The organism is Streptomyces sp. NPDC031445 (assembly GCF_055581365.1).
In genome coordinates this window covers 201,216-225,855 of the sequence record NZ_JBVIJO010000012.1, presented here as the reverse complement: position 1 = coordinate 225,855, position 24,640 = coordinate 201,216, and the positions used below count along the sequence as shown (strand labels likewise).

The 24,640-nt window shown below is 71.7% G+C and carries 18 protein-coding genes; 9 read left to right on the top strand and 9 right to left on the bottom strand.

Annotated features, from left to right (window positions below):
• Window positions 1-419: 419 nt before the first annotated feature.
• Window positions 420-998 carry a ScbR family autoregulator-binding transcription factor gene (locus tag ACZ5DC_RS28975; protein WP_468657481.1) on the bottom strand — a complete coding sequence of 193 codons (579 nt, stop codon included), beginning with the start codon at window positions 996-998 and terminating at the stop codon, window positions 420-422.
• Between the two features lie 359 nt (window positions 999-1,357).
• Here ACZ5DC_RS28975 and ACZ5DC_RS28970 point away from each other — a divergent pair, with 359 nt between their 5' ends.
• Complete coding sequence (locus tag ACZ5DC_RS28970) at window positions 1,358-2,542, top strand: IS701 family transposase (protein WP_468657479.1); 1,185 nt, start codon at window positions 1,358-1,360, stop codon at window positions 2,540-2,542.
• An 83-nt stretch (window positions 2,543-2,625) separates the two neighbouring features.
• Here the strand turns inward: ACZ5DC_RS28970 and ACZ5DC_RS28965 are convergent, their stop codons facing one another.
• Entirely contained in the window at window positions 2,626-3,378 is a 753-nt protein-coding gene (locus ACZ5DC_RS28965; protein ID WP_366753365.1) for an SDR family NAD(P)-dependent oxidoreductase, read from the bottom strand.
• A 178-nt stretch (window positions 3,379-3,556) separates the two neighbouring features.
• On the bottom strand, window positions 3,557-4,201 hold the full coding sequence (locus tag ACZ5DC_RS28960; RefSeq protein WP_468657682.1) for a ScbR family autoregulator-binding transcription factor: 645 nt from the start codon (window positions 4,199-4,201) through the stop codon (window positions 3,557-3,559).
• Window positions 4,202-4,316: 115 nt separating this feature from the next.
• On the opposite strand from ACZ5DC_RS28960, the gene ACZ5DC_RS28955 reads away from it, so the two are divergent.
• Window positions 4,317-5,258 (top strand): ScbA/BarX family gamma-butyrolactone biosynthesis protein, encoded by a 942-nt coding sequence (locus ACZ5DC_RS28955; RefSeq protein ID WP_468657476.1) that lies wholly within the window; start codon window positions 4,317-4,319, stop codon window positions 5,256-5,258.
• 292 nt (window positions 5,259-5,550) lie between these two features.
• On the opposite strand, the gene ACZ5DC_RS28950 is transcribed toward ACZ5DC_RS28955, so the two are convergent.
• Complete coding sequence (locus ACZ5DC_RS28950) at window positions 5,551-7,662, bottom strand: LamG domain-containing protein (protein ID WP_468657680.1); 2,112 nt, start codon at window positions 7,660-7,662, stop codon at window positions 5,551-5,553.
• 310 nt (window positions 7,663-7,972) lie between these two features.
• Here ACZ5DC_RS28950 and ACZ5DC_RS28945 point away from each other — a divergent pair, with 310 nt between their 5' ends.
• Window positions 7,973-8,998: an SLAC1 family transporter gene (locus ACZ5DC_RS28945; protein WP_468657474.1), complete on the top strand. Its 1,026-nt coding sequence runs from the start codon at window positions 7,973-7,975 to the stop codon at window positions 8,996-8,998.
• Between the two features lie 320 nt (window positions 8,999-9,318).
• Here the strand turns inward: ACZ5DC_RS28945 and ACZ5DC_RS28940 are convergent, their stop codons facing one another.
• Window positions 9,319-9,585, bottom strand: coding sequence for a hypothetical protein (locus tag ACZ5DC_RS28940; RefSeq protein WP_468657472.1), 267 nt, complete (start codon window positions 9,583-9,585; stop codon window positions 9,319-9,321).
• Between the two features lie 531 nt (window positions 9,586-10,116).
• Between ACZ5DC_RS28940 and ACZ5DC_RS28935 the strand changes: the two genes are divergently transcribed.
• The gene (locus tag ACZ5DC_RS28935; protein ID WP_468657470.1) at window positions 10,117-10,803 is read left to right on the top strand and encodes an SDR family oxidoreductase; all 687 of its coding nucleotides are present in this window, start codon (window positions 10,117-10,119) and stop codon (window positions 10,801-10,803) included.
• A 39-nt stretch (window positions 10,804-10,842) separates the two neighbouring features.
• On the opposite strand, the gene ACZ5DC_RS28930 is transcribed toward ACZ5DC_RS28935, so the two are convergent.
• The 4 genes from ACZ5DC_RS28930 to ACZ5DC_RS28915 form a co-directional block, all read right to left on the bottom strand.
• Window positions 10,843-12,093: an alpha-L-fucosidase gene (locus ACZ5DC_RS28930; RefSeq protein ID WP_468657468.1), complete on the bottom strand. Its 1,251-nt coding sequence runs from the start codon at window positions 12,091-12,093 to the stop codon at window positions 10,843-10,845.
• A 3-nt stretch (window positions 12,094-12,096) separates the two neighbouring features.
• Entirely contained in the window at window positions 12,097-15,144 is a 3,048-nt protein-coding gene (locus tag ACZ5DC_RS28925; protein WP_468657466.1) for an alpha-mannosidase, read from the bottom strand.
• A 106-nt stretch (window positions 15,145-15,250) separates the two neighbouring features.
• Complete coding sequence (locus tag ACZ5DC_RS28920) at window positions 15,251-16,588, bottom strand: 6-phospho-beta-glucosidase (RefSeq protein WP_468657464.1); 1,338 nt, start codon at window positions 16,586-16,588, stop codon at window positions 15,251-15,253.
• The gene (locus ACZ5DC_RS28915) at window positions 16,585-17,355 is read right to left on the bottom strand and encodes a DeoR/GlpR family DNA-binding transcription regulator (protein ID WP_366753336.1); all 771 of its coding nucleotides are present in this window, start codon (window positions 17,353-17,355) and stop codon (window positions 16,585-16,587) included. Before ACZ5DC_RS28915 ends, ACZ5DC_RS28920 begins: the two co-directional genes overlap by 4 nt.
• A gap of 127 nt (window positions 17,356-17,482) precedes the next feature.
• Between ACZ5DC_RS28915 and ACZ5DC_RS28910 the strand changes: the two genes are divergently transcribed.
• Genes ACZ5DC_RS28910 through ACZ5DC_RS28890 form a run of 5 tightly spaced genes read left to right on the top strand, consistent with a single transcriptional unit; the run spans window position 17,483 to window position 24,611 of the window.
• Window positions 17,483-18,505, top strand: a complete 1,023-nt coding sequence (locus ACZ5DC_RS28910; RefSeq protein WP_468657462.1) for a carbohydrate kinase family protein — start codon at window positions 17,483-17,485, stop codon at window positions 18,503-18,505.
• 55 nt (window positions 18,506-18,560) lie between these two features.
• A complete protein-coding gene (locus ACZ5DC_RS28905; RefSeq protein ID WP_468657460.1) occupies window positions 18,561-19,847 on the top strand; it encodes an ABC transporter substrate-binding protein in 1,287 nt (428 codons plus the stop codon).
• Entirely contained in the window at window positions 19,847-20,803 is a 957-nt protein-coding gene (locus tag ACZ5DC_RS28900; protein WP_468657458.1) for a carbohydrate ABC transporter permease, read from the top strand. The genes ACZ5DC_RS28905 and ACZ5DC_RS28900 overlap by 1 nt, the downstream gene beginning before the upstream one ends.
• 14 nt (window positions 20,804-20,817) lie before the next feature.
• Window positions 20,818-21,681, top strand: coding sequence for a carbohydrate ABC transporter permease (locus ACZ5DC_RS28895; RefSeq protein WP_366753332.1), 864 nt, complete (start codon window positions 20,818-20,820; stop codon window positions 21,679-21,681).
• Window positions 21,678-24,611 carry a glycoside hydrolase family 2 TIM barrel-domain containing protein gene (locus ACZ5DC_RS28890; RefSeq protein ID WP_468657456.1) on the top strand — a complete coding sequence of 978 codons (2,934 nt, stop codon included), beginning with the start codon at window positions 21,678-21,680 and terminating at the stop codon, window positions 24,609-24,611. The genes ACZ5DC_RS28895 and ACZ5DC_RS28890 overlap by 4 nt, the downstream gene beginning before the upstream one ends.
• Window positions 24,612-24,640 lie beyond the last annotated feature (29 nt).

The window sequence follows — 24,640 nt, the reverse complement described above, 5'->3', positions numbered from 1 at the left end:
CGCGCGAGGGGGCGGGGGCGGCCGGCGCCGGCGCCGGCGCCTGATGCACGGCGCCCGGCCGAGGGGTCACGGCTCACGGCACCCGGCTCCAGGGCTCACGGCCACGACCCATGACTCACCAGCTCACGCCTCACAGCCCACCGCCCACGGCGCCCGACCGAGGACCCACGACGCCCGGCTCAGGGCTCACGACCCACAGCCCACCAGCTCACGGCTCACAGACCAGGGGTCACGGCGCAGACCCCACGACCCCCAGCCACGACCGGCGACTGACGGCACAGGGCTCACGACCCACAGCCCACCAGCTCAGACTCACGACCCAAAGCCCGAAGAACAGGCCCCACCGCCCCCCAGCCCACGGCACAGGCCCCCGAGCCCCCCAGCCCACGGCACCCGGCCCGCCGCCCGCCGCCCGTCGCTCACGGCATGATGCCGCGCAGCGCGAGGTTCCACATCTGCTCCAGCTGCTGGACCGCGTCCGGTTCGCGGGCGGCTTGCAGCGAGGTCCGTACGCGCATCTCGGTGCCGACCAGGAGGTAGGCCGCAAGGTGGGCCACCGCGGTCGGCTGGGTGCCAGCACGCAGCTGGCCCGTGCGCTGGGCGCGGTACGCCAGCTCCCCCACGGCCGGCAGCCAGCAGGACGCCCAGCCGAGGTCGTTGGCAGGCCGCTCCCGGGTCAGGCGCGCCGCGGACCGTACGGCCGTCTCGTCCTCCAGCAACCGCGCCAGCGAGAGGGTGAGCTCAACCAGCCGTTCGAGGGCGGGGCTGTGCCCCCGGGCGAAGTGCTCGACGACTCGCCGGATGGCCGTGCACCCTTCCGCCTGGACGGCGTCGGCCAGTTCGCTCTTGCTGCGGAAGTGGAAGGTGAGAGCACCGGTAGTGATGCCGGCCGTCTTGCACACCTGCACCAGGGACGTGCCGGCGTAGCCGTAGCGGTCGAACTCCGACGCGGCCGCCTGCACCAACGCGCGCCGTGTACGCGCTGCTCTTTCCTGCATCTGTGCTCCGGGACGCTATCTGGTTGTCTGGCGGCCACGGTCGCGTGCGCGGGCCTCCCTCAGGGCTGCGCGAGGGCTGCCGACCGGACTCACCACTGCGGCGACGCGGTCAGCGGCTGGCATCCCGCATCCCCTTGAACGATCATGCAACGGAACACCAAGCCTCGCGGTCACCTGGCCGTTGCCACAAGTCCAACTTCCCCACACGCTGAGCCGAGATGGCCTGTTTCGGCTCGCGCGCGCCCCTGTGGCCTTCCACTCTCGCGGTTTGTCCCCCAGCGCAATGTCCGATTCCCGACTCGCCAAAAACATAGTTGACTCAATTATTCTATGAGCTGCTCCCGAGAGAAGGGGTTGTCATGTCCTTGCTCTACCCGCCCCCGGTCGGCCCGCATGGCTCCGGCGACCGCCTGTCCACGTTCACGGACACCGTGTTCGCCCATCTGCAACGCGTTGACCAGAGGCGCTGGGGCCACGCCTACCTCCAGGGCCTGCTGACGGTCCCGGGCAAGAAGACCGTCCGGCGCCTGGCCGCGGCCTCCACGGCGTCCCCGACGGCGTTCCAGTCGCTTCAGCAGTTCGTCAACTCCAGTCCGTGGGAGTGGGAGCCGGTGCGGGACGAGTTGGCGCGCTGGAGCGACGCACGCCTGTCCCCACGTGCGTGGACCGTCTCCACGACGGTCGCGGCCAAGCGGGGCGATCACTCCTGCGGTGTGCACCGGCGCTTCGTGCCCCATCTCGGCCAGCACGTCAACGGCCAGATGTCGGTCGGGCTCTTCATGTCGGACGGCACGGCGGCGGTGCCCGTGGACTGGCGTCTGCACCTCCCCGAACGCTGGATGCACCCCCACCTGCGCCGGCGGGCGCGGATTCCCGGCGACGCCCGGTCCTTACCGCCGTGGGCCGACGCCTTGGAGATGGCGGACAGGCTCAGGCGGTGCCACGGTCTGACACCGGCCCCGCTCGTGGCCGACATGAGCGGCGCGCGGCCGACCGCCGACCTGGCGTGCGCACTGCTGCGCCAGCGCAACGAGTTCGTGATCGCCGTGCCGCCCGCCCTGCCCGTCATGGCCATCGACCCGTCCGCCGCGGGGCTGGCACAGCTGCCCTCCTCGGACGGCCGGCGCACGCTGATGCTGTCCCCTCCCGCCAGTACCGTCCTCCACGCCCGCAGCGCCCTGCGGCACGGTCAGCGCGCGGGACGCGGACTCACCTGCCTGGCCCGCCTGCCCGTGCCCACGGCGGGCGCGTGGCGGCACGGCGTCCTGCGGCTGTTCACCGACCCGCATCAGCCCGAGCGGATCTGGCTGACCAACATGGTCCGCCGCCGCCTGAGCGAACTGCGCCTCCTCACCGAGCACCTCGTCCCCACGACCGCGTGCGTCCGTGAACTGGAGGAGGACTTCGGGCTGCTGGACTTCGAAGGCCGCTCCTACCCGGGCTGGCACCACTTCATGACGCTGATGTCGGCGGCCCACGCCTACCGCCGGCTGGCAGGCACTCCCCTGCGTTCCGGCCGGGCGCTGCGCGGCGTACCGGCCTGAGCGTCCGCTTCGCGTGCCGGAGCGCGGCAGCTCGGGCACCGGCGGCGCCGCGCTGGAGGGCACGAGTCGCCGAGGGCGGTCGGTCAGACCGCGCCGACTCCGCCGTCCACGGCCATCGCGGCCCCGGTCACGAACGAAGCCTGATCGCTGCACAGCCACGCGGCGGCCTCGGCCACCTCCTCCGGGAGGGCGAGTCGCCGCTGGATCGCCCGCGTGTAAGCGGCCTCCTCCGACGGCATGAAGCGCATCGCGGCCTCCATCAGCGCTGTCCTGGTGCTCCCGACGACCAGCGCGTTGACGCGGATCCCCCGGCCGCCGTAGTCCGCCGCCGCCGCTTTCGTCAGACCGATCACCGCATGCTTGGCGGCGACGTAGGGCGCCACCGCGCCGGTGGCCACCTGTCCCGCCGTCGAGGAGGTGTTGACGATCGCCCCACCCTCGCCCTGCTCGAGCATGACCGGTATCTGCTCGCGTAGACAGTTGAAGACCCCACGGACATTGACGTCCATGATCTGGTCGTACATCGCGTCGGGAACCTCGTGAAGGGCGGGGCCCGCCGTGCCCCAGCCGGCGTTGTTGAACGCGGCGTCGAGACGGCCGAAGTGCCGGACGGCCTCGTCGACGGCGCACTTGACGTCCTCCACCGACGTCACGTCCCCGACGACGGCGCGAGCCCGGGCTCCGTCAGCGGCGAGTTCCTCGGCGAGTTTCCGCAGCGACTCCGCCCGGCGCGCCATCAGCACGAGCTGGGCTCCCCTGCGGGCGAAGAGGCGAGCAGCCGCCGCCCCGATACCGCTGGAAGCACCCGATATCATGATCGTCTTTCCCGCGAGCACGCGACCCCCCGTGAAGTGAGCGTGGACGAACCGACAGCGACATCACTGCGCACACAGTGGCACGAGACCACCGCCGTCCGCTCCGAACTCCGCCAATCCGCTGCCGAGTTGGCCGGGTTCGAGACGTTCGAAGCGACCACTGCCCCCGGGCTCACTCCCGGATCGCGCCCCACGGTGACTAACGGGACAGGTAACGCTGTTCGTCCATCGCGACCTTGCCTGCCGCGGACGGCGTGGCGACGGCGGGAAGCAGGCACCGCCACATGTCGCGGACGCGCAGTGGCAGGTCCTGGCGTTCCGTCTCCAGATGCGCGTGCATCTGCGCGCCCGTGCAGGCGTTGACGATCAACCGCGCCACCGCCTCGACTTCCGCCGCCGCCCGCACCTCACGCCGGCGCTGGGCCTCCCTGAGGCTCTCCACCAGCACCCCCGTCCACTGCTGATGCGAGTTCTGTTCCCCGTTCATGAAGAACTCCTGGTCCATCACCAGGCGCGCGCCCGCCAGCAGGAAGACGTCGTCCACCATCTGGTGAGCCCAGCTGAGCGTGACGTCGACGGAGAATTGGAGTCCCTCCGACTCCAGGTCGTCAAGAACCGGCCTCAGTCGTTCCGGTTGTAGCTGGACGATTTCCCGCGCGAGTTCCTCCTTGTTCCTGAAATGGAAGTACATAGCTCCCAGCGTCACCCCGGCGCGATCCGTGATCTTCGTCAAGGTCGTCGCGAAAAAGCCCTGCTCGGCGAAGACCTCGGCCGCGGCTCGCAGGAGTTCGGCGCGCGTCCGCTGCGCCCTCGCCTGCTGCGGCGCCGACCTTCTACCCGTCATCTGTCCCACGTCTCCAGTCACCCTCTCGACAAGAAACATAACCGTATCTATTTTTATCTTCGAATGTTTCCCGGCGGAGACGCGGCTCGAACGATGATGTTCCGGAAAGGATCACATGTCTCACAGCAGCATGGCTTCCCTACCGCCTGACCTGCACCGCTACGTCGGCAAGACAGACGTGAGCGAGGTGCTCGTCCGCGCACTGGCCGCGAAGACCGACGACACGCACGTCGTCACCGCCCAATGGCCCCGGACCCACCGCTACTACACCTCCGACCCGAGCGGCTACGACCCTCACATACTCACCGAGAGCATCAGGCAGGCCCTGGCGCTCATCTCCAGGACGGCCTTCGGAGTCCCGCTGTCCAGCCGCATGGGCTGGCAGACCTTCAACTTAGCGGTGGCGGCGAGCCGGTTGTACAGCGAGGAGGGCGACCCGGACATACGCCTGACGGTCACCCACTCCCACGTCACACCGCGCAAGCGGGGGTCCGTGCGCCTCACCGCGTCCGTCGAGGCGACCCGCGACGGTCACCACCTCGGATCAGCCCACGTGGCCTACAGCGCGCACCCCCCAGCGATCTACGACCGACTGCGCGGCGCGTACGCCGACCCCTGCAAGGCGACTTCGCGTGCGCTCCCGCCCTCCGCACCGGCGCCCATCCTGACGGGAAGCCGCCGAGCCGGCGACGTCGTCCTCACCGCCACCCAGGCTCCCCGCTCCTGGCTGCTGCGGGTCGACACGACCCACCCGGTGCTGTTCGACCATCCGCACGATCACGTGCCCGGCATGGTCCTCCTCGAGGCGTGCAGCCAGGCCGCCATCGCCACCGTCCATCCGCTGCGCGCCGTGCCCACCCGCTTCGACACCACGTTCCTGCGCTACGTCGAACTCGACAAGCCCTGCCTCGTCACCACGACCCGCCGCGGCACCGCCGAAGGCAGCCCCGACACCGTCGACGTCACCGGCGTACAGGACGGCCACGAGGCGTTCACGTCCAGCGTCACCGTCCAGCTCCGCCCCGCCCCGCTCCACCCGGCCCTCGCCCTGGCGTGACGCCGGAGCCCCCGGCGGCGCCAACGGCTGCCGTGCCGGCAGGGGCTGAACGTTCGACAGCGCGACGAGGACGGACGTACGCCGGAGGCGGCATCGCGCCTCCGGCGAGTGGGCTGTCGCGGCCCCCACGCGCCCCGCGCCGGTGGACGCTGGGGACTCGCGTGTCGGGCCCTCGGAGCCTCGGCTGCAAGAGGTGAGAAGCAGGGCCGCCGCGGCTACCGCGGCGCAAGCCGGAAGTGCCGCCTTCCCGCTGCCGAGTTCCTTGGAGGGCTCCGGGCTCAGCACGGACGGATCAGCACAGGCACGGATCCGTCCCCGAGCCGAGGCCCAGCACGTCCGTGTCCCGCAGCGCGCCGGAGAAGGCCTGGACCTCGTCCACGTCACCGTGGAGGTACTCGCCCCAGCCGTCGCCGGTTCTGCCCCGACCGATCTGGAGGGCACCGGTGCTGTGCCAGCCGTCGGGCAGGCTCGCGGTCGCCTCGGCGTTCGTCCGACCGTCGAGGTAGAGCCTGATCGTGTCGGTTCCGTCGTCGTAGGTCACGGCGAGACGGTGACCCGGCCCCTCGCCGCCGTCCGCGCCCTCGATCTGGGACACCACCGTCTCGCGGGCTCCGGCCTCGTCCTTCTCCGGCATCACCAGCTGCCAGGTGTACGTGGACGGCTCGTAACGCACCTTGAACGCGTCCGTGTGTGCGCCGGCCTGCGACAGCACGGTCATCGGGTGGGCCGGTGCGGAGTCCGCGAGACGTACGACGACACCGACGGTGAAACTGTCCCCGGTGTCCACGACGGGTCCGTCGGCAGCGGCGTAGCCGGATTCGCCGTCCAGGTGCAGATGCCCCTCGCCGACGAGGGCCGGCGGCGCGTAGGCGCAGTCGGGATCCATCTCCGGGAGACAGCCGTCGCCGGAGTCGCGGTGGATCGAGGCTCCCCCGCCGAGCCGCAGCGGTGCGCCGCCCGACTGCTCGGGGCTCGCGCCGTCCGCCTCGGTCTCCAGCGACCAGTGGCCGCGTGACTCCGGCCTGCGCCGCGCCAGTTCGGCCGCCTCGCCCGGCACGACGACCCGGTCGTGCACCTGTACGTCACCGATGTCGCCCTGCCACCGGTCGCGGTACCCGGTGGCACCCTGCGCCCGTCCGATCTGGAACGCGCCGGGCGTCCCGGCGGGAGTCGCCTCGGTCGGGCTGCCGGCCTCATGACCGTTGACGTACAGGTGTGCGCGACCCGTCTCGGCGTCGTACAGCCCGACCAGATGGGCCCACTCTCCGGTCTCGGGCGCGCCGCCGGACACCGTCGCGCCCCCGATCGTGAACGACCAGACGGGCCCGCTGCCCGGGGTGCGCAGCCCGAGGGTGAAGCCGGGCCGCACGTCCGCGTCCTGGCTGGCGACGGTCATGGTTCCACTGGTTGCGGCGGGGCGTGCCCAGGCGCTGACCGCGAACGACTTGCCGGTGTCGGCGACCGCGGCGTCCGGGGTGAGGAAGCCGTGACCGCCGCCGTCGAGGCGCACTGCGGCGGTGGTCCCGGTCCCCGAGGCCGCCGGGCCGCCGAAGGTGACTCCGGTGCCGGCCCGGGCGGGGGCGCCCGTCTCGGCGGAGGCCGTCCGGGAGCCTGCCGGGTCGTCCAGTTTCCAGCGGGCGACGGGGGGACGCCCGGACTTCACGTTGAAACGGTAGAGCGTCTCTCCGCTGCTGCGGCCGGACCGGTCGATCGCCCGGACCGTCAGATCCTTGGGTCCCGAAGTCAGCGGCAGGTAGGGGATGGTCACGGCAGCGCCCGGCCGCTCGGGGGACACGGTGCCATGCGGGCCGCCCAGGAAACTGTACGTGTACGACACCACGTCGTCCGAGGGCGAGTCCACGGTGAAGTGCCCGTAGACGCCGACCCCGTCCACCCAGAACACGTCCTCGGGCTCGGGATATTCGGGGGAGCTGATCGCCGCCTTCTCCGGGTTCGCGTCGTCGTACACGAACGAGCAGACCGAGCCGTCGCCTTCATCGCTCCATGCGGACTTCGCCTGGCCGTCGTTCGCGCGGACGTGCCAGGAGACGACCGTGTTCGCGGGTGTGTCGTCCGGCAACGTCCAGTAGAACCGCGAGCCCGACGACAGGGTGGAGGTCGTGTAGGTACGGCGTTGCTCCGCCCCTGCCGGGTCCGTCCACCAGGCCTCGAACTCGCCCTGCACCGGGCTGGACTCGGAGGGCCGGTTGTCCTCCTCCGGGTCGTACAGCAGGGCACTGAGCCTGGGCGGCGCCGACACGTACGGCGTGGCGTCACCGGTGGCGCAGGGCTTGCTCTGGGTCTGGAGATCCTGGAGCAGCGGTTGCTTCGGCGGCAGGTTGTCCACCGCGTACGCAGTACCGGAAGCAATGGCCAGCAGTGCCGCCGCGCAGCCGCCCACCACCGTCCGTCTGCTTCCGCCCGTCCTTCCGAACCTGGTCAAGTAGCCCTCCTTCGCGAGCGATTGGCGCTCGAGTCCGACGCGAGTCGCATGACGCTAACAGTCGGCACCGACAGCGCCGAAAGGGTTTTCCGTCCGCTCGTGCGTGCTCTGCGTCTTCGCGGGGCTGGAGGTCCTCCTGTGCTCGGACAGCCCATGCGCCCCACCTATCGAACCGATGAGAATCATTCCTTGGACTCATGCCCCGGCGACGCCGCAAGATCGGAGCGTCCTCGGAAACAGGGCGTCGACCGCCCGTACCACTGGAGTCCCGATGTCCGTGTCCCTCCCTCGTCCGGGCCGGTCCGGACGCGCCGCGCGGCGCGTCCGGGGCAGGCTTCCGCTCAACGCCTTCGGCATCGCCTTCGGCCTGTCCGGGCTGGCCGGGACCTGGACGGCCGCCGCCGGGCTCGGGGCGCCGCGGGTGATCGGGACCGTCCTCTGGGTGGTGGCCGCGACCGCGTGGGTGGTGACCGTGCTGCGCTACGCGGCGGCCGGGCTCGGGCCGCGCGAGGTCGCCGACGATCTGCGCCACCCCGTTCTCGGCCCGTTCGCCGCCCTCGTGCCCGCCGCCGCCTCGCTGATGTCGGCCCGGCTCGCCGTGTCGTTCCCGCTGGTGGGGAGGGCGTTGGTGTGGGTCATGCTGGCCCTCGGCGCCGGCTCCGGCGCGTGGTTCGTCGCCAGGCTGCTGACCGTGCCGCGCGACCCGGCGACGCTGCACGGCGGGCATCTGCTGCCGACGGTCGCGGCGTCCCTGATCTCGGCCCAGTCCGTCGCGACGATCGGTCACCCCGGTGCGGCGAAGGTGCTGTTCGCCGCGGGCATGCTGTTCTGGCTGCTGACCGGAAGCCTGCTGCTGGCCCGTTTCGCGACCGGTCCCGTACTCCCGCGGCCGCTGCTGCCGACCCTGGCGATCTTCTCGGCGCCGCCCGCCGTCGCGGGCAACGCCTGGTGGGCGATGACCGGGGGCCGGCCCGGAACGGTCCACGAGATCCTGCTCGGCGCGATGGCCGCCCTGCTCCTGCCCCACCTCTTCCTGGTGAAGGACTACCTGCGGCTGCCCTTCGGCCTCGGTTTCTGGGCCCTCACCTTCACCACCGCGGCGAGCGCGACCTACGGGATACGGCTGCTGTCCCTCACCGGGGCACCGTGGAGCACCCCGCTGGGCTGGGTCGTGGTCGCCGTCGCCACCGGTGTCATCGCAGCCGTCGCCGTCCGCTCCCTGGCCCTGGTCCCCTTCCACCGGATGCGCCGTCACCACACCGGCCGCACCCCGCAGCCGGCGACGGCGACCTGCTGAAGCGCCGGCCCGCTCAGCGCTCCAGTCGGGCGGCGAGCGTTCTGGGCGCGGGGGGCGGACCTGGGCATCGTGCTCAGGGAGGGGGCCGCGAACGTCATCAGGCACAGCCAGGCCAGGAGCTGCCACGTCACGTTCACCGTGTCCGGCGGCTGCGCGCGGCTGGTCATGGTGAACGACGGCGCCGGCCGGTTCGTGCTCCTCGCGGAGGCACCGCTCACCTCGCGGGCCGGCGGGCGGCGACCGCCGACGGCGACGAGGGCGGAGGAAGCCCGCCTGGTGGACGCTGCCCGACAGCCGCCGTCGCGCCCCTGCGTCGGACTTCAGTACGGCCGGCAGATCGCCAGGTGGTCCGGGTGGCCGTGTTGGCCGAGGTAGCCCTCCCCGACCGTGGTGACGGCGCCCGGGGGGAGGGTAGCGCAGGGGCCGGTCGCCCCGTCCTGGTAGGTCACCGAGACGCTGACGGTGTCGTCACAGTTGTTGGCGGCGGTGGTGTACCGCCAGCTCTCGTACATCGCCACGCACGCCGGGGCGGCGGGCGGGGGCGCCTCGCCCAGCGCGAAGGCGGGTGCGGACAGGCCGAGCGACACGGTCCATACGGTGAAGCCTGCCGCAGAGACTGCGACCCTTTTTATCCGGGATTGCACTGCTTGACTCCTCGCCTTGTTGTGTACCTGTGGAAACAGGTGCGCTCGATGGGTGCTTTTCCCGTTCAGGTCGTGAAGCTTCCAGGAGAGGAGACGCGGCGTAAACCGGAGCCGCCCGCTTTCGGTCAGCTCGCCGCTTCCAGGCCGATCGGCCGTCACCGGTGCACGACGGCCCTGGAGTTGCCCGGCCCGAGGGATGAGGCTTCAACCTTTTCAGTGCCCTCGGTCGGGTGCGTGCCGTCCGGCCAGGCTGTCGGCCCGGACGGCCGGACGGGGTGCCTGGGGTCTGCAAGGACTCCGGCCGTGGCTCGGCGGCGATGTGGCCGGTTGGGGACGCCGGCATCGGGCCCGCACCGCCGCGCGCTGTCTCGCGTGCGGCGCCGCGGCGTTCGATGCACCCTGGTGAGGGAGCGCAAGCGGGTCCCTCGCCGGGTGCCGGCTGTGATCGGCGGGCGGCAGCGGGAAGGAAGTGTGATGGACATCGAAGGATCGACTGCCCTGGTGACCGGGGCCAATCGCGGCATCGGCCACGCGTTCGCCCGCGCGCTGATCGCACGGGGAGCGGCGAAGGTTTACGCCGGTGTCCGCGATCCGGCGAGCGTGAGCGACGCGGACCTGATCGCGCTCCGTCTGGACGTCACCGTGCCGGAGGAGGTCGCCGCGGCGGCCGCCACCGCCGACGACGTCACCATCGTGATCAACAACGCGGGCGTCGGAGGCTTTGACACCAAGCTGCTGACCGGCTCCTTCGACGGCGCGCGCGAGGCGATGGAGATCAACTACTTCGGCACCTGGGCCGTCTCCCGCGCCTTCGCCCCGGTCCTGGCCCGCAACGGCGGCGGCGCACTGATCAACATGCTGTCGACGGCGTCGTGGGCCTCCCGGCCGGACTATCCCGGGTACGCGGCCTCCAAAGCGGCCCAGTGGTCCTTGACGGGTGCGCTGCGGGAGGGCCTGCGCGAGCAGGGGACCCTCGTGATCGGGGTCCACGCCGGTTTCGTGGAGACGGATCTCAGCTCCTTCACGGACGCGTCGAAGATCAGCGTGGAGGACGTCGCGGGGCAGACCATGGACGCTCTGGCGAACGACCGGGTCGAGGTCCTCACCGACGAACGGACCCGGCAGGTCAAGCGCGCCCTGTCGCAACCGCTCGAACGGTGAGGGGTCCCGTGCGGCGTCGTCCGGGAGGCGGCACCGGGGTCAGAACCGGCCGGACCCCCGGTACAGCTCCAGTTCGCCGTCCAGTTCGACGGCGAGGACGGTGGCGTACGGGTCGAGGTCCGACTCGGCCGGCGGGTCGATCCACAGCACCCCGACCGCCTCGTGGAGCCCGCCGATCACCCGGTGGCGGAGTTCGGCGCCGGTGCCGAGGACGGTGACCCTGTCGACCTTGGTGGCCAGGCCCCGGACGCCGATCCCGGCGCGCGGGGCGTCGAACACGGTGAGGTAGAGGGTGCGCCGGTCGGGAGAGAGGGTGCTGGGACCGTAGTGGTGCCCGGCCGGCAGGCCGCGCACGGTGCCGTACACCGCCTCCGCGTGTCCGCGGATCCACTTCCCCAGCCCTTCCAGGCGCTCGACCTGCGGCTGCGGGATGGTCCCGTCCTCCATGGGGCCGACGTCGAGCAGCAGGTTGCCGCCGCCGCCGATGGTCTCGGTGAAGTAGCGGATCAGCTGGGCGAGGGACTTGTGGTTGTGGTCGTGGTGCTGGTAGCCCCACGAGTCGTTGATCGTCAGGCACAGCTCCCAGGGGCCGTCCGGGGGCACGACGGGGGCGCCCTGCTCGGGAGTGGCGTAGTCGCCCTCGCCGAGCATGCGCGCGTTGAAGACGACCTGCGGGACGTACGAGCGGATGAGCGCGGCCAGTTCGGGGATGCGCCACTGCTCCTCGCTGCGGTCCCACTCGCCGTCGAACCACATCAGGTCCGGCCGGTAGCGGGAGGCCAGCTCCCGTACCTGGCCGTCCCGGTAGGCGATGAACCGCTCCCAGGCGTCCAGGTCCTCGTCCTCGGCGGCCACTTCCGAGTAGCGGTTGTCCGCCAGCTCCGGCGGGCGGCCCGGCTTGCGGGTGCTGGCGTAGTCGGGGTGGTTCCAGTCGGAGTGCGAGTAGTACAGGCCGACCTTCAGGCCCCTCTCGCGCAGGGCGTCGGCGTAGGGGCCGACGTAGTCCCTGCCGAGGTTCAGGTCGCCGTACGCGGTGTCCCACAGGGCGACGCCGTCGTGGTGGCGGCTGGTCAGGACGGCGTACCCGGCGCCCGCGCGGGCGAACAGGTCCGCCCATGCCCGGGGGTCGTAGCGGGCGCCGGTGAAGCGCTCGAGCTGGGACATGTACCGGTCGTGCGGCACGATGTCGTCGTAGAAGGACCAGGACTCCTGGACCCCGTCGACGGCGTAGATGCCCCAGTGCACGAAGATTCCCAGCTTGGCGTCGGTGAACCAGGGTTGCATCGCCATCGGTCAGCTCCTGCGCAGGCGGAGGGTGAGGATCTGGAAGGGGCGCAGCTCGACGGCCACGGTGTCGCCGTCCGTGGCGGCGTCCTCCAGGGGGCGCTCGAGCAGGTCGGTGACCTGGGCGGCGGCCAGGGGGAAGCCGGTGCGCAGGATGCCCCGGGCGCGCCCGCCGCGGGACTCGTAGAGGCGGACCACGACATCGCCGGAGGAGTCGTCGGCGAGCTTGACCGCCTCGACGGTCACTCCCTCGCCGTCGACCGAGACCACGGGCCGCGGCTCGCCCGCGGCCTCGGCGACCCGCAGCGGCAGGTTGAGGGCGTAGCCCTCGGCGACCGCGTCCGCGATGCTCGCGCCGGGCAGCAGGGAGTAGGTCAGGCGGTGCCGGCCCTGGTCGGCCCCGGGGTCCGGGATGCGCGGGGCGCGGACCAGGGAGAGGCGGACGGTGGTGGTCGTACCGCCGTCCTCGCGGACCGTGCGGGAGACGTCGTGGCCGTACGTCGAGTCGTTGATGACGGCGACGCCGTAGCCGGGCTCCGCGACGTGCAGCCAGCGGTGGCCGGAGACCTCGAAACGGGCCGCCTCCCAGCTGGTGTTGGTGTGGGTGGGCCGTTGGACGTGGCCGAACTGGATCTCGGCGGAGGAGTGCGGGGCGCGGATGTCCACCGGGAAGCCGGCCTTGAGGAACTTCTCGGCCTCGTGCCAGTCGATGTCCGTCTCGAAGTCGATCCGGGGGCTGCCGGCCCGGAGCGTGATCGTCTGGGTGATCGTCGAGCCGTTGCCGAAGGAGCGGCTGACCCGGATCGCGCCGAGGAGCGGGTCCTGCTCGACGACCGTGATCTCCGAGGGCTCCAGCAGGTCCGTGTAGCGGTTCCTGTAGTGCTTGTCGACGTCCCAGGCGTCCCAGTAGTTCGGCAGGTCGGTGTGCAGGCGCAGCAGGTTGCCCTGGCCGGCGAGGACCTCGCGGTCGGCCCGCAGGTCGTACACGGAGGACAGGGTGCCGTCGTCCGCGATCCGCACGCGCACCAGGCCGTTGTCGAGGACCCGGCCGCCGTCGACCGTCACCGGCCGCGGAGCCTCGGCGCCGCTCGCCAGGGGCGCGCTGCCGCTCGCCGGGACCTCGACGTACACCGGCGTTCCCGCGCCGTCGCGGACGACCTCGGCGCGGGCGTAGGGGCTGGTGTTGAAGACCCGGGCGGTGCCGGTGCCCAGCGCGGCGATCGCCTCGGCGGTCAGCGCCTCCAGTTCCCCGGCGACGCGCGCGTACTCGGCCTCGGCCTCGCGGTGCACCCAGGCGATCGAGGAGCCCGGCAGGATGTCGTGGAACTGGTGGAGCAGGACGGTCTTCCAGAGCCGGTCGAGCTCGTCGTGCGGGTACCGGTAGCCGGGCGCGTGCAGGGCGGCGGTCGTGGCCCACAACTCGGCCTCGCGCAGCTTGTGTTCGCTGCGCCGGTTGCCCTGCTTGGTGCGGGCCTGGGAGGTGTAGGTGGCGCGGTGCAGCTCCAGGTAGAGCTCGCCGACCCAGACCGGCGCGTCCTCGTACTCGGCACGGGCCTTGGCGAAGAAGGCGTCCGGGTGCTCGATCTCGACCCGCGGGGAGCCCTCCAGGTTCCGCAGGCGCCGGGCGCGCTCCATGATCTCGCGGGTGGGGCCGCCCCCGCCGTCGCCCCAGCCGAACGGGGCCAGCGACCGGGTCGCGGCGCCCTTCTCGGCGTAGTTGCGCACGGCGCGGGACATCTCCTCGCCGCTGAAGCAGGCGTTGTAGGTGTCGACCGGCGGGAAGTGGGTGAAGATGCGGGTGCCGTCGATGCCCTCCCACCAGAAGGTGTGGTGGGGGAACTTGTTGGTCTGGTTCCAGGAGATCTTCTGGGTGAGGAACCACTCGTTGCCGGCCAGCTTGGCGAGCTGCGGGTAGGCCGCGTTGTAGCCGAAGGAGTCGGGCAGCCAGACGCCCTTGGTCTCGATGCCGAAGTGCTCGATGAAGAACCGCTTGCCGTGCACGAACTGGCGGGCGACCGCCTCGCCGCCGGGCAGGTTGCCGTCGGCCTCCACCCACATGCCGCCGACCGGCGCCCACTGGCCCTTCTTGACGGACTCCTGGATGCGGGCCCACACGCGCGGGTGATTGTCGCGCACCCACTCGTACTGCTGGGCCTGCGAGCAGGCGAAGACGAACTCCTCGTACTCGTCCGCCAGCGAGGTGACGTTGGAGAAGGTCCGGGAGGTCTTGCGCTTGGTCTCGCGGATCGGCCACAGCCAGGCCGAGTCGATGTGCGCGTGGCCCACGCCGGAGATGCGGTGGGCGCTCGCGTGCGCCGGTTTCGACAGCACCGGCTTCAGGGCCTCGCGGACGGCCGCCGCCGAACCGGAGACGTCGTCCAGGTCGAGCAGGTCCAGCGCGTGGTCGAGGGCGTGCGCGATCTCGTGCCGGCGCGGGTCGTGCTCGCCCAGCTCCGGCATCAGCTCGCGGAGCACCTGAAGGTCCAGGTCGAGGTGCCAGACCTCTTCGTCGAGGACGGCGATGTCGGCGCGCCTGAAGGTGTAGAGCGGTTTGTCGCCGGCCGTCAGGACGTCGCCGAGCGGGGTCGGGGCCGCGAAGTCGCCCGCGAGGATGTCCGGGTTGGAGGCGGCCTCCAGCAGGTACTCGACCACCTCGCCGCCGGTCGCGGGGTGGGCGATCGGCACGTACTGGTTGAGCGGGTTGACCGCCTTCAGCGGGGTCCCGTCGGTGAGGTGGACCAGGGCTTCGGCCTGGTTGCCGGGCCAGTCGCCCACGAAGCCGAGGTCGATGACGGCCTCGACGCGGCGGCCCGCGAACTCGGCGGGCACCCGGCCGCGCAGCCGGAACCAGGTGGTGCCCCAGGGCGGCCCCCAGGGGGTGTCCGTGGCGAACGGCTCGTACGGGGCGGCCGCGGCTTCCTCGAAGGGCACCGGCTCCCCGGGGGCCTGCCAGGCCGCCACCTCGAAGGGGACGGTGGCCGCGTGGACCGCGGGCTTGACGCGCTGGGTGTGGAGGCGCTCCGCGCGCTCCTCGATCCGGCGGCGTTCGTCGTGCATGGAGGTCTCCAGAAGAGGGCGGGAAGCGCTTGCTCAGCGGCTGACTGGGGGTCTTCCGTCCGGGTCAGTCCGGATCAGAGCCCGGCATGAGCCGGACGACAGGCCCTTAGGCGAGGTAGGCCAGGCCGGGATGGACCGCGGTGTAGCCCTCGACCAGCCGGCGGGCGATGGTGACCGAGTCGACCAGCGGGTGCAGCGCGAACGCCTTGACGGCCGTCGCGCGGGAGCCGGACTCGGCGGCCGCGAGCACCTCGCGCTCGACGGCCTTCACCGCGCAGACCAGCCCGGTGGCGTGGCCGGGCAGCGGGTCGACGGCGACCGGGTGGGCGCCGTTGGCGTCGACGAAGCAGGGCACCTCGATGACGGCCTCGTCGTCGAGCACCGACAGGGTGCCGCGGTTGCGGACGTTGAGGATCAGGGTGGTGCGCTCGTCGCGGGCGATGGCGCGCATCAGGGCGAGGGCGACCTTCTCGTAGCCGCCGGAGAGGTCGTCGGCGTCGCGTTCGCCGGCGCCCGCGGTCTCGCGGTTCTCGGCCATGTAGGTCGCCTCGCGCTCGGCGCGGGTGCGGTTCCAGACGTCGAGGGCCTTCCGGTCCGGGTCCCTTACCTGCTGGTAGAAGCGGGCCTGCTGGTCGCGCAGGAAGGCGCCGCGGGTCTTCTCCGCCTGCTGGTAGGCGCGGACGGCCTCGCGGTTGAAGTAGTAGTAGTGCAGGTACTCGTTGGGGATCGCGCCGAGGGACCGCAGCCAGTCGGCGCCGAAGAGCTTGCCCTCCTCGAAGGAGCCGAGCAGGGCGGGGTCGGCGAGCAGGCGCGGCAGTTCGTCCCGGCCCGCGACGCGCAGGCCGCGCACCCAGCCGAGGTGGTTGAGGCCGACGTAGTCGATCCAGGCCGTGTGCGGATCGGCGCCGAGGACCCGGGCGATGCGGCGGCCGAGGCCGACCGGGGAGTCGCAGATGCCGATGACGCGGTCCCCGAGGTGGCGGGACATGGCCTCGGTGACCAGTCCGGCGGGGTTGGTGAAGTTGATGACCCAGGCGTCGGGGGCGAGGCGGGCCACCCGCCGGGCGATGTCGACGGCGACGGGGACCGTCCGCAGGCCGTAGGCGATGCCGCCCGCGCCGACCGTCTCCTGGCCGAGGACGCCCTCGGCCAGCGCGACCCGCTCGTCGTCGGCGCGGCCCTCCAGGCCGCCGACGCGGATCGCGGAGAAGACGAAGTCGGCACCGCGCAGGGCCTCGTCCAGGGACGTGCTGACGGTCACGGCCGGGGCGTCGGCCACGGCCGACGCCTGTTCGGCCAGCACACGGGCGACCGCCCGCAGCCGGCCGTCGTCGAGGTCGTGCAGGACGACCTCCGTCACCCGCCCTTCGCCGCGGTCCGCCAGCAGTGCCCCGTACACCAGGGGCACCCGGAATCCGCCGCCCCCCAGGATCGTCAGTTTCACGTCCGCACCTTTCCTGCTCCTGTCATGACCACCTCGACGCCGGCCTCCTCGAGGGAGGACCGGGTCGCCGGGTCGATGGGGGCGTCGGTCACCACCATGTCCAGGTGCTCGGGACCGCACACCTTCGCCATGCCCGTGCCCGGGAACTTGGCCGCGTCGGCGAGCAGCACGACCTTGTCGCTCGCGTCGATCATGGCCCGCTTGACCGGCACCTCCACGACCGTCGTGTCCATCACCTGTCCGCCCGGCCGGACCCCGCTGGTGCCGAGGAACAGCCAGTCGGCGTGCAGCTGGCGCAGGTTGTCCTCGGTGAGGAAGCCGACCAGGGACCGGTACTCGCGCCGGACCATGCCGCCGAGCAGCACCAGTTCGATGCCCTCGTCGTCGGCGAGCTCCTCGTAGACCACCAGGTTGCTGGTGATGACCGTGAGGCGGCGGCCGTGCAGCCGGCGGGCCAGCCGGTAGGCGGTGGTGCCGATGTCGAGCAGCACCGACTGGCCGTCGGCGACCATGGCCGCGGCGCGCTCCGCTATGGCGTCCTTCTCGGCCACGCGCACCTCGGCGACCTCGGCGAAGGGCTGGTCGCCCTCCTCCACGACCGCGCCGCCGTGCACTCGCGTGAGCAGCCCGTCCTCCTCCAGCTTGACCAGGTCGCGCCGGACCGTGGCGGGGCTCACGCCCAGCTGCTCGGAGAGATCGGTCACGGCGGCGGGGCCACCCGAGCGCAGGGCCCGCAGGATGAGTTGATGTCGTCGTTCTGCCAGCACGCGCTGAACACTACTCTTCATCTTCAATCAAATCTATGCTCACTTCTGCTCGACTATTGACCAATCTCGACGAGCGGCGCACGATTCCGGTCATCGAAATTGACGGGTTCTGACGAGAGGGTGGCGTGTGGACGACGACAGGCCCGATGTGCTGCTGACCGGTCTGCTCTTCTACGACCTCGTCCTCACGGGGCTCGCGAAGCCGCCGGCACCGGGCGAGGAGATCTGGACGGCCGGCATGGGCTGCGGCCCCGGCGGGATCGCGAACCTCGCCGTGACCGCTTCCCGGTTCGGTCTGCGCACCTCGCTGGCCACGGTCTTCGGCGACGACTTCTACGGCGCGCACTGCCGGGAGGTGCTGCGCGACCAGGAGGGCGTCGACCTCTCGCTCTCCCGCACCGCGGACGGCTGGCCCACCCCGGTCACCGTCTCCCTCGCCCACGGCGGCGACCGCGCCCTCGTCACCCACGGCCAGGAGCCGCCGTACTCGCAGGACGCGCTGATGGGCGACCCGCCCGGAGCGCGCACCGCCCTGGTGCACCTGGAGGCCGAGCCCCGCGAGTGGATCGCCGAGGCGGCCGCGAACGGCACCCGCGTCTACGCGGACGTCGGCTGGGACCCCACCCGGCAGTGGTCCCGCGGCCTCCTCGACCAGCTCGCGCTGTGCCACGCCTTCCTCCCCAACGAGCGCGAGGCCATGGCCTACACCCGCACCGACACCGCGGCCGCCGCGCTGCGCGCCCTCGCGGAGCTGGTCCCGGTGGCGGTCGTCACGCGCGGCGGCGACGGCGCGGTGGCCGTCGACCAGACGACCGGCGAGTACGCGGAGGTCCCGGCCCTCGACGTGGAGGTCCTCGACGCGACGGGCGCAGGGGACGTGTTCGGGGCGAGCTTCGTCGCCGCCTCGCTGGGCGGCTGGCCGCTGGCGGAACGGCTGCGGTTCGCCGTCCTCGCCGCCGGACTGTCCGTACGGCACCACGGCGGCGCACTCGCCGCCCCCGGCTGGTACGGCGTCGACCGCTGGTGGCGCCGCGCGCTGACCGACCCCGGCCTCGCGAGCGCCTACGGCTTCCTCGCGGACCGGCTGCCGGCCGACCCCGGACCACCGGTGCGGTACGCGCCCGTCACTCCCCCCGCACCGCACGGCTGACCACACCCCCACGCTCATGCGACGTCACGAACAGATCCGAAAGGCGGTGGGAGCAGTGCGGCTCTCACGTAGGGGCCTGCTGCGCGCGGGCCTGGCCGGCACGGCCGCCACGGCGCTCGGCGGCCTGGCGTCCGGCTGCGCCGTCCCGACCGGTTCCACCGGCCGGAACATGGTCCTGTGGTACTGGGACGGCGGGCTCGGCGACACGGTCGTGCGGAAGGCGAAGGCCCGCTACGGCGCGAACGTCGACCTCCAGGCCATCAAGATCGGCGGCTACTACCGGTCGAAACTGCTCACCACCATGGCCGGCCGCGCCCACATCCCCGACATCGCGGGCCTCAAGGGCGAGGACATGGCGTCCTACCTGCCCGACGCCGACCAGTTCGTCGACCTCAGGACCCTGGGCGCCGACACGTACAGGAGCCGGTACCTGCCGTGGAAGTGGGAGCAGGGTCTCGCCGACGACGGCACGATGGTCGGGTTCCCGATCGACTGCGGTCCGGTCGCGCACTTCTACCAGTACACCGTGTTCCGGAAGGCCGGGCTGCCCTACGAACCCGACGACGTCTCCCGGGAGCTGAACACCTGGGAGAAGTTCTTCGCGGCCGGCGAGCGGCTGAGGAAGCGGATCCCGGGGACCTGCCTGCTCACCGACATCACGTCCGTCTTCACCAACGCGGTGCAGCAGGGCGGCAAGCGGTACGTCGACAAGGACCGGCACTTCATCGGCGACCAGGCACATGTGCGCGACGCCTGGGCGCTGGCCGTGGAGGCCAAGCAGCGGAAGATCGTGTCCGACCTGGTCACCGGCACACCGGACCAGCTGTCGGCCGTGCAGGACGGCAAGCTGCCCAGCCAGCTCGGCGCCTCCTGGGCGACGTACGACCTCAAGAGCGGGGTGCCGAGGACCAAGGGCAGGTGGCGCGTGGCGCAGATGCCGGTCCGGCCCTCCAACAGCGGTGGATCGTTCCTGTCGATCACCAGGGCGTGCCGGGAGCCCGAGCGGGCGTTCCAGATCATCACCTGGATCCTGGACGCCGCCAACCAGGCCCAGGGGTACGTCGACGCGGGTCTGTTCCCCTCCACCCCCGCCACGTACGAGATGAGGCAACTGCGGGAGCCGGACCCCTTCTTCGGCGGTCAGGTCACCACCGACGTCTTCGGGCCCGCCGCGCAGAGGATCGCGGTCGCCTACAACAGCCCGTACGACGTGGCGCTCTCGCAGCCCATCCTCGACGAGATCAAGAACGTCGGCGTCCTCGGCAAGGACCCGGACAAGGCCTGGAGCGACGCCATGAGCAAGTGCCGCCGGATCGCCGAGCACCTGGGGGTGAGCCACTGATGGCCACCGCACTCGACAAGCCCGCACCGACCGCGGCGAGCCTCCCGGCCGGCCGCCCCCGCACGGGTCTGCGCCGGTACTGGCACCTCTACGCCGCGATCTCCCCGTTCTACCTCCTCTTCCTCTGCTTCGGCCTGATACCGGTCGGCTTCTCGCTCTACGTCTCCCTGCACCGCTGGGACGGCCTCGGCCCGATGGAGTGGGCGGGCCTGTCGCAGTACCAGTACCTGCTCGGCGACGGCGACTTCTGGCAGTCGGTCGGGAACACGATCGTCATCTGGGCGCTGGCCACCTTCCCCATGATCTTCCTGGCGATGGTGACGGCCGTGATGCTGAACTCGGCGGTCCGCTTCAAGAACGTCTACCGCTTCGCCTACTTCCTGCCGAACGTCACCTCGGTGGTGGCCGTCGCGATCGTCTTCGGCTCGGTCTTCTCCACCAACTTCGGCCTGGTCAACGCCCTCTTGCAGGCGGTCGGCCTCGATCAGGTGGCGTGGCTGAACACGCCGTGGGGCATCAAGATCGCCATCGCCACGCTGATGACCTGGCAGTGGACCGGCTACAACGCGATCATCTTCCTGGCCGGACTGCAGACCGTCCCGAGCGAGCTGTACGAGGCGGCCCGCATGGACGGCGCCGGTCCCGTGCAGACCTTCTTCCGGATCACGCTGCCGATGCTGCGGCCGGTGCTGCTGTTCGTGCTCGTCGTGTCCACGGTCACCGGCCTGCAGAGCTTCTCCGAACCGCAGGTGCTGCTGCAGAACACCGCCAACGAGTCCACGTTCTCCGGCGGCCCCGGCCACGCGGGCCGGACGATGGTCCTCTACTTCTTCCAGCAGACCTTCGACAACAACGACTTCGGCTACGGAGCCGCCGTGGCGTGGGGCGTCTTCCTCGTCGTCATCCTCTTCTCGATCATCAACTGGCGCCTGGTGCAGCGCCGGGGCGAAGACTAGGAAGGCCCCTCACCATGGCATCCATCCAAGGAACCCGCGGGTCCGGGCGCATCCGGGGAACCCGCACCCGGGGCATCGCCCTGCACGCCGTGCTCGTCGTCGGCCTGCTGCTGTCGGCATTCCCGTTCTACTGGGCCGTCATCATGTCGACGCACACGTCGTCGGAGATCTTCGCCTACCCGCCGAAGCTGCTGCCGGGCTCGCACTTCCTCCAGAACGTCCGCAACCTCTTCCACAGCGTCGCCTTCTTCGGCTCGATGTGGAACTCGCTGCTGGTGGCGGGCTCGGTGACGTTCCTGGTCCTGTTCTTCGACTCGCTGGCGGCCTTCGTCTTCGCCAAGTTCGACTTTCCCGGCAAGAACGCGCTGTTCGCGCTGCTGATGCTCATCTTCACGGTGCCGGCGCAGCTGTCCGCCATCCCGCAGTTCGTGATCATGGCGAAGCTGGGCTGGATCGGCACGATGACCTCGCTGATCGTGCCCGCCGCGGCCAACGCGTTCGGCATCTTCTGGATGCGCCAGTACATGAGGGGCGCCATCCACGACGAACTCCTCGACGCCTCCCGCATCGACGGCGCGAACTTCCTGCGCCAGTACTGGCACGTGGCCCTGCCGGTGGTCCGGCCCGGCCTGGCCTTCCTCGGCATCTTCACCTTCATGGGCCAGTGGAACGACTACGCCTGGCCCCTGATCGCCCTCACCAACCCCGACAACGTCACCCTCCAGGTGGCCCTGTCCCAGCTCAACGGCACGCACGGCACCACCGACTACGGCATCGTCGTGACCGGCGCGCTCCTCGCCCTCATCCCGCTGCTGATCGTCTTCGCGATCGGCGCCAGGCAGATCATCGGTGACCTCGGCAAGGGAGCCATCCGTTGACGGACCCACTCCTGGCACTGCGCCCCTGGCAGGCACCCGAGGTGACCTCCTGGGGGCGGCTGCCCATGCACGCCGTCGACCGGCGCTCCGGCGCGCTCCTCCTGGACGGCCCATGGCGCTTCCAGCTGCTGCCGACGCCGGAGGCGACGGTCCACGGCACCTGGTCGACGGCACACGTCCCGGGCGCGTGGACCATGCAGGACACCGACGACCTGCCGCAGTACACGAACGTCCGCATGCCGTACGCGGAGTTCCCTCCGCAGGCGCCCGCCGCCAACCCCACCGGTGTGTACGAACGGCACGTGGACGTCCCGGCCGACTGGGCCGGCCGCCGGATCGTCCTTCAGGTCGGGGCCGCCGAGAGCGTGCTGCTGGTGCACGTCGACGGACGGCCCGTCGGGATCTCCAAGGACTCCCACCTGGCCGCCGAGTTCGACCTGACCGGCGTCGTACGCCCCGGTGAGCCCTCGGTCGTACGGCTGACGGTGGTCAAGTGGTCCGACGCCTCGCACATCGAGGACCAGGACCAGTGGTGGCACGGCGGGATCACCCGGTCCGTGCTGCTCTACCCGACCGATCCCCTGCACCTCGCGGACGTGACCGTACGGGCACGCCAGGACGGCGACCTGCGCGTGGACTGCCTGGTGCGCAACGCGGCGGGCGACCGGGCGCTGCCCGAGGGCTGGTACGTCACCGGTGACCTGGACGGCGGCCTCCTCGCCCAGGACGCCGAGTTCGACCGGCTCAACGCCGAGGACGAGCGGGTCTCCGACTTCCTGGGCGAGGCCCGTATCCACGCCGTGGTGCCCGGGGTGCGCACCTGGAACGCGGAGCAGCCCGAGCTGTACGGGCTGACCGTCCGGCTGCACCGCGCGGACGGCACGGTCGCCGACTCCTCGCACCACCGCATCGGCTTCCGGGACGTCGGCGTCGTCGGCCGGGACCTGCTGGTCAACGGCGAACGGGTCTTCATCCGCGGCGTCAACCGGCACGACTTCCACCCGCTGACCGGGCGCACGGTGTCGTACGACGACATGCGCGCGGACCTGGTGCTGCTGAAGCGGTTCGGGTTCAACGCCATCCGCACCTCCCACTACCCGAACGACCCGTGGCTGTACGACCTCGCCGACGAACTGGGCTTCTACGTCGTCGACGAGGCCGACATCGAGTCCCACGACCACGCGCATGAGATCGCCGACGACCCGCGCTACCTCAACGCCTTCGTGGACCGCGTCGCGCGCATGGTGCTGCGCGACAGGAACCACCCCTCGGTCATCGTCTGGTCGCTGGGCAACGAGTCCGACTACGGCGCCAACCACGACGCGGCGGCCGGCTGGGTGCGCCGGCACGATCCCACCCGGCCGATCCAGTACGAGGGCGCCGCCAAGCGCGGCTGGGCGGACCCGGACGTGGCCTCCGACATCGCCTGCCCCATGTACGCCCCGCTGGAGGACTGCCTGGCCCACGCGCTGTCCGGGCGGCAGACCAAGCCGCTGATCCAGTGCGAGTACTCGCACGCGATGGGCAACAGCAACGGCACGCTGGCCGACCACTGGGCCGCCATCGAGGCCACCGCGGGCCTTCAGGGCGGGTTCATCTGGGAGTTCCGGGACCACGGAATCCTCCAGCGCGTGAGCGACGGCAGGCCGGTCGGGCGCGCGGGCGCCGGACTGTACGGCAACGGTGTCACCGCGCCCGGCCACCGCTGGGCGTACGGCGGAGACTTCGGCGAGGCCCTGCACGACGGGGCGTTCGTCGCGGACGGGATCGTCTTCCCCGACCGCACCCCCAAGCCCGTGATGTACGAGCACCGGGAGATCGCGGCACCGGTCCGCATCCGGTCCTTCCGGCACGAGGGCGTCGTCCTCGCCAACCACCAGCACTTCCGCGGCCTGGACTGGCTGACCGGCACCTGGGAGCTGGCGCTGGCCGACGGCCGTACCCTGACCGCCCCGGCCGAGCTGCCCGGTCTGCGGCCGGGTGAGACCGCGGCCGTACCGCTGCCCTTCGCGGTGCCGGCCGACGGCGGCGAGGCGTGGCTGACGCTGCGGGTGACGACGGCCGGGGACCAGCCGTGGGCGCCGGCCGGTACGGAGGTGTGCGCGCCCCGGATCCGGTTGCGGGCGGCGGACGCGCCGAGGCCGCCGGTCGTGGCCGGGCCGGCCGTCGACGTGGATCCCGAGGGGCTGCTGCGCCACCCGCTGCTGACCGCCGCCCCGACGCTGTCGCTGTGGCGGGCGCCCACCGACAACGACGAGCTCGGCGGGATGGCGGCGCGCTGGCGCGCCTGGGGCCTGGACCGGCTGGTGCGCAGGGTGCTCTCCGTCCACCGGGACGGCCAACGGGTGACCGTGGAGGCCGCGTACGCCTGCACCCTCGGCGAGGTACGGCACCGGCAGACGTTCACGCCCGTCGAGGGCGGCGTCCTGGTCGAGGAGTCGGCCGAGCTGCCCGGGGAGTTCCACGACGTCGCCCGGATCGGCTCGGTCTTCGAGACGGTGGCCGGGTTCGATCTGCTGGAGTGGTTCGGACAGGGTCCCTGGGAGTCGTACCCGGACCGGGCCGCCGGGGCGCCGGTCGGCCACCACGCACTGCCCGTCGACGACCTGTTCACCCCGTACCTGCGCCCCCAGGAAAGCGGCGGCCGGCACGGCGTGAGGCGGTTCACGCTGTCGTCCGCCGGCGCCGGCGCCGGCGGACTCGCGGTCGAGCTGGACGAGCCCCGCCAGGTCTCCGTCACCCGCTACCGCGCCGAGGACCTCGCCGCCGCCGCGCACCACGACGAGCTGACACCGCGGGCCGGCTGTGTGGTCCACATCGACGCCGCGCACCGGGGCCTCGGCACGGCCTCCTGCGGCCCCGACACCTTCCCCTCCTACCTCGTCGCACCGGGGGTGCACCGCTGGAGCTGGACCCTGCGCACGGCATGAGCCCCCCGCGTGCCGGGGCGGATCGACGG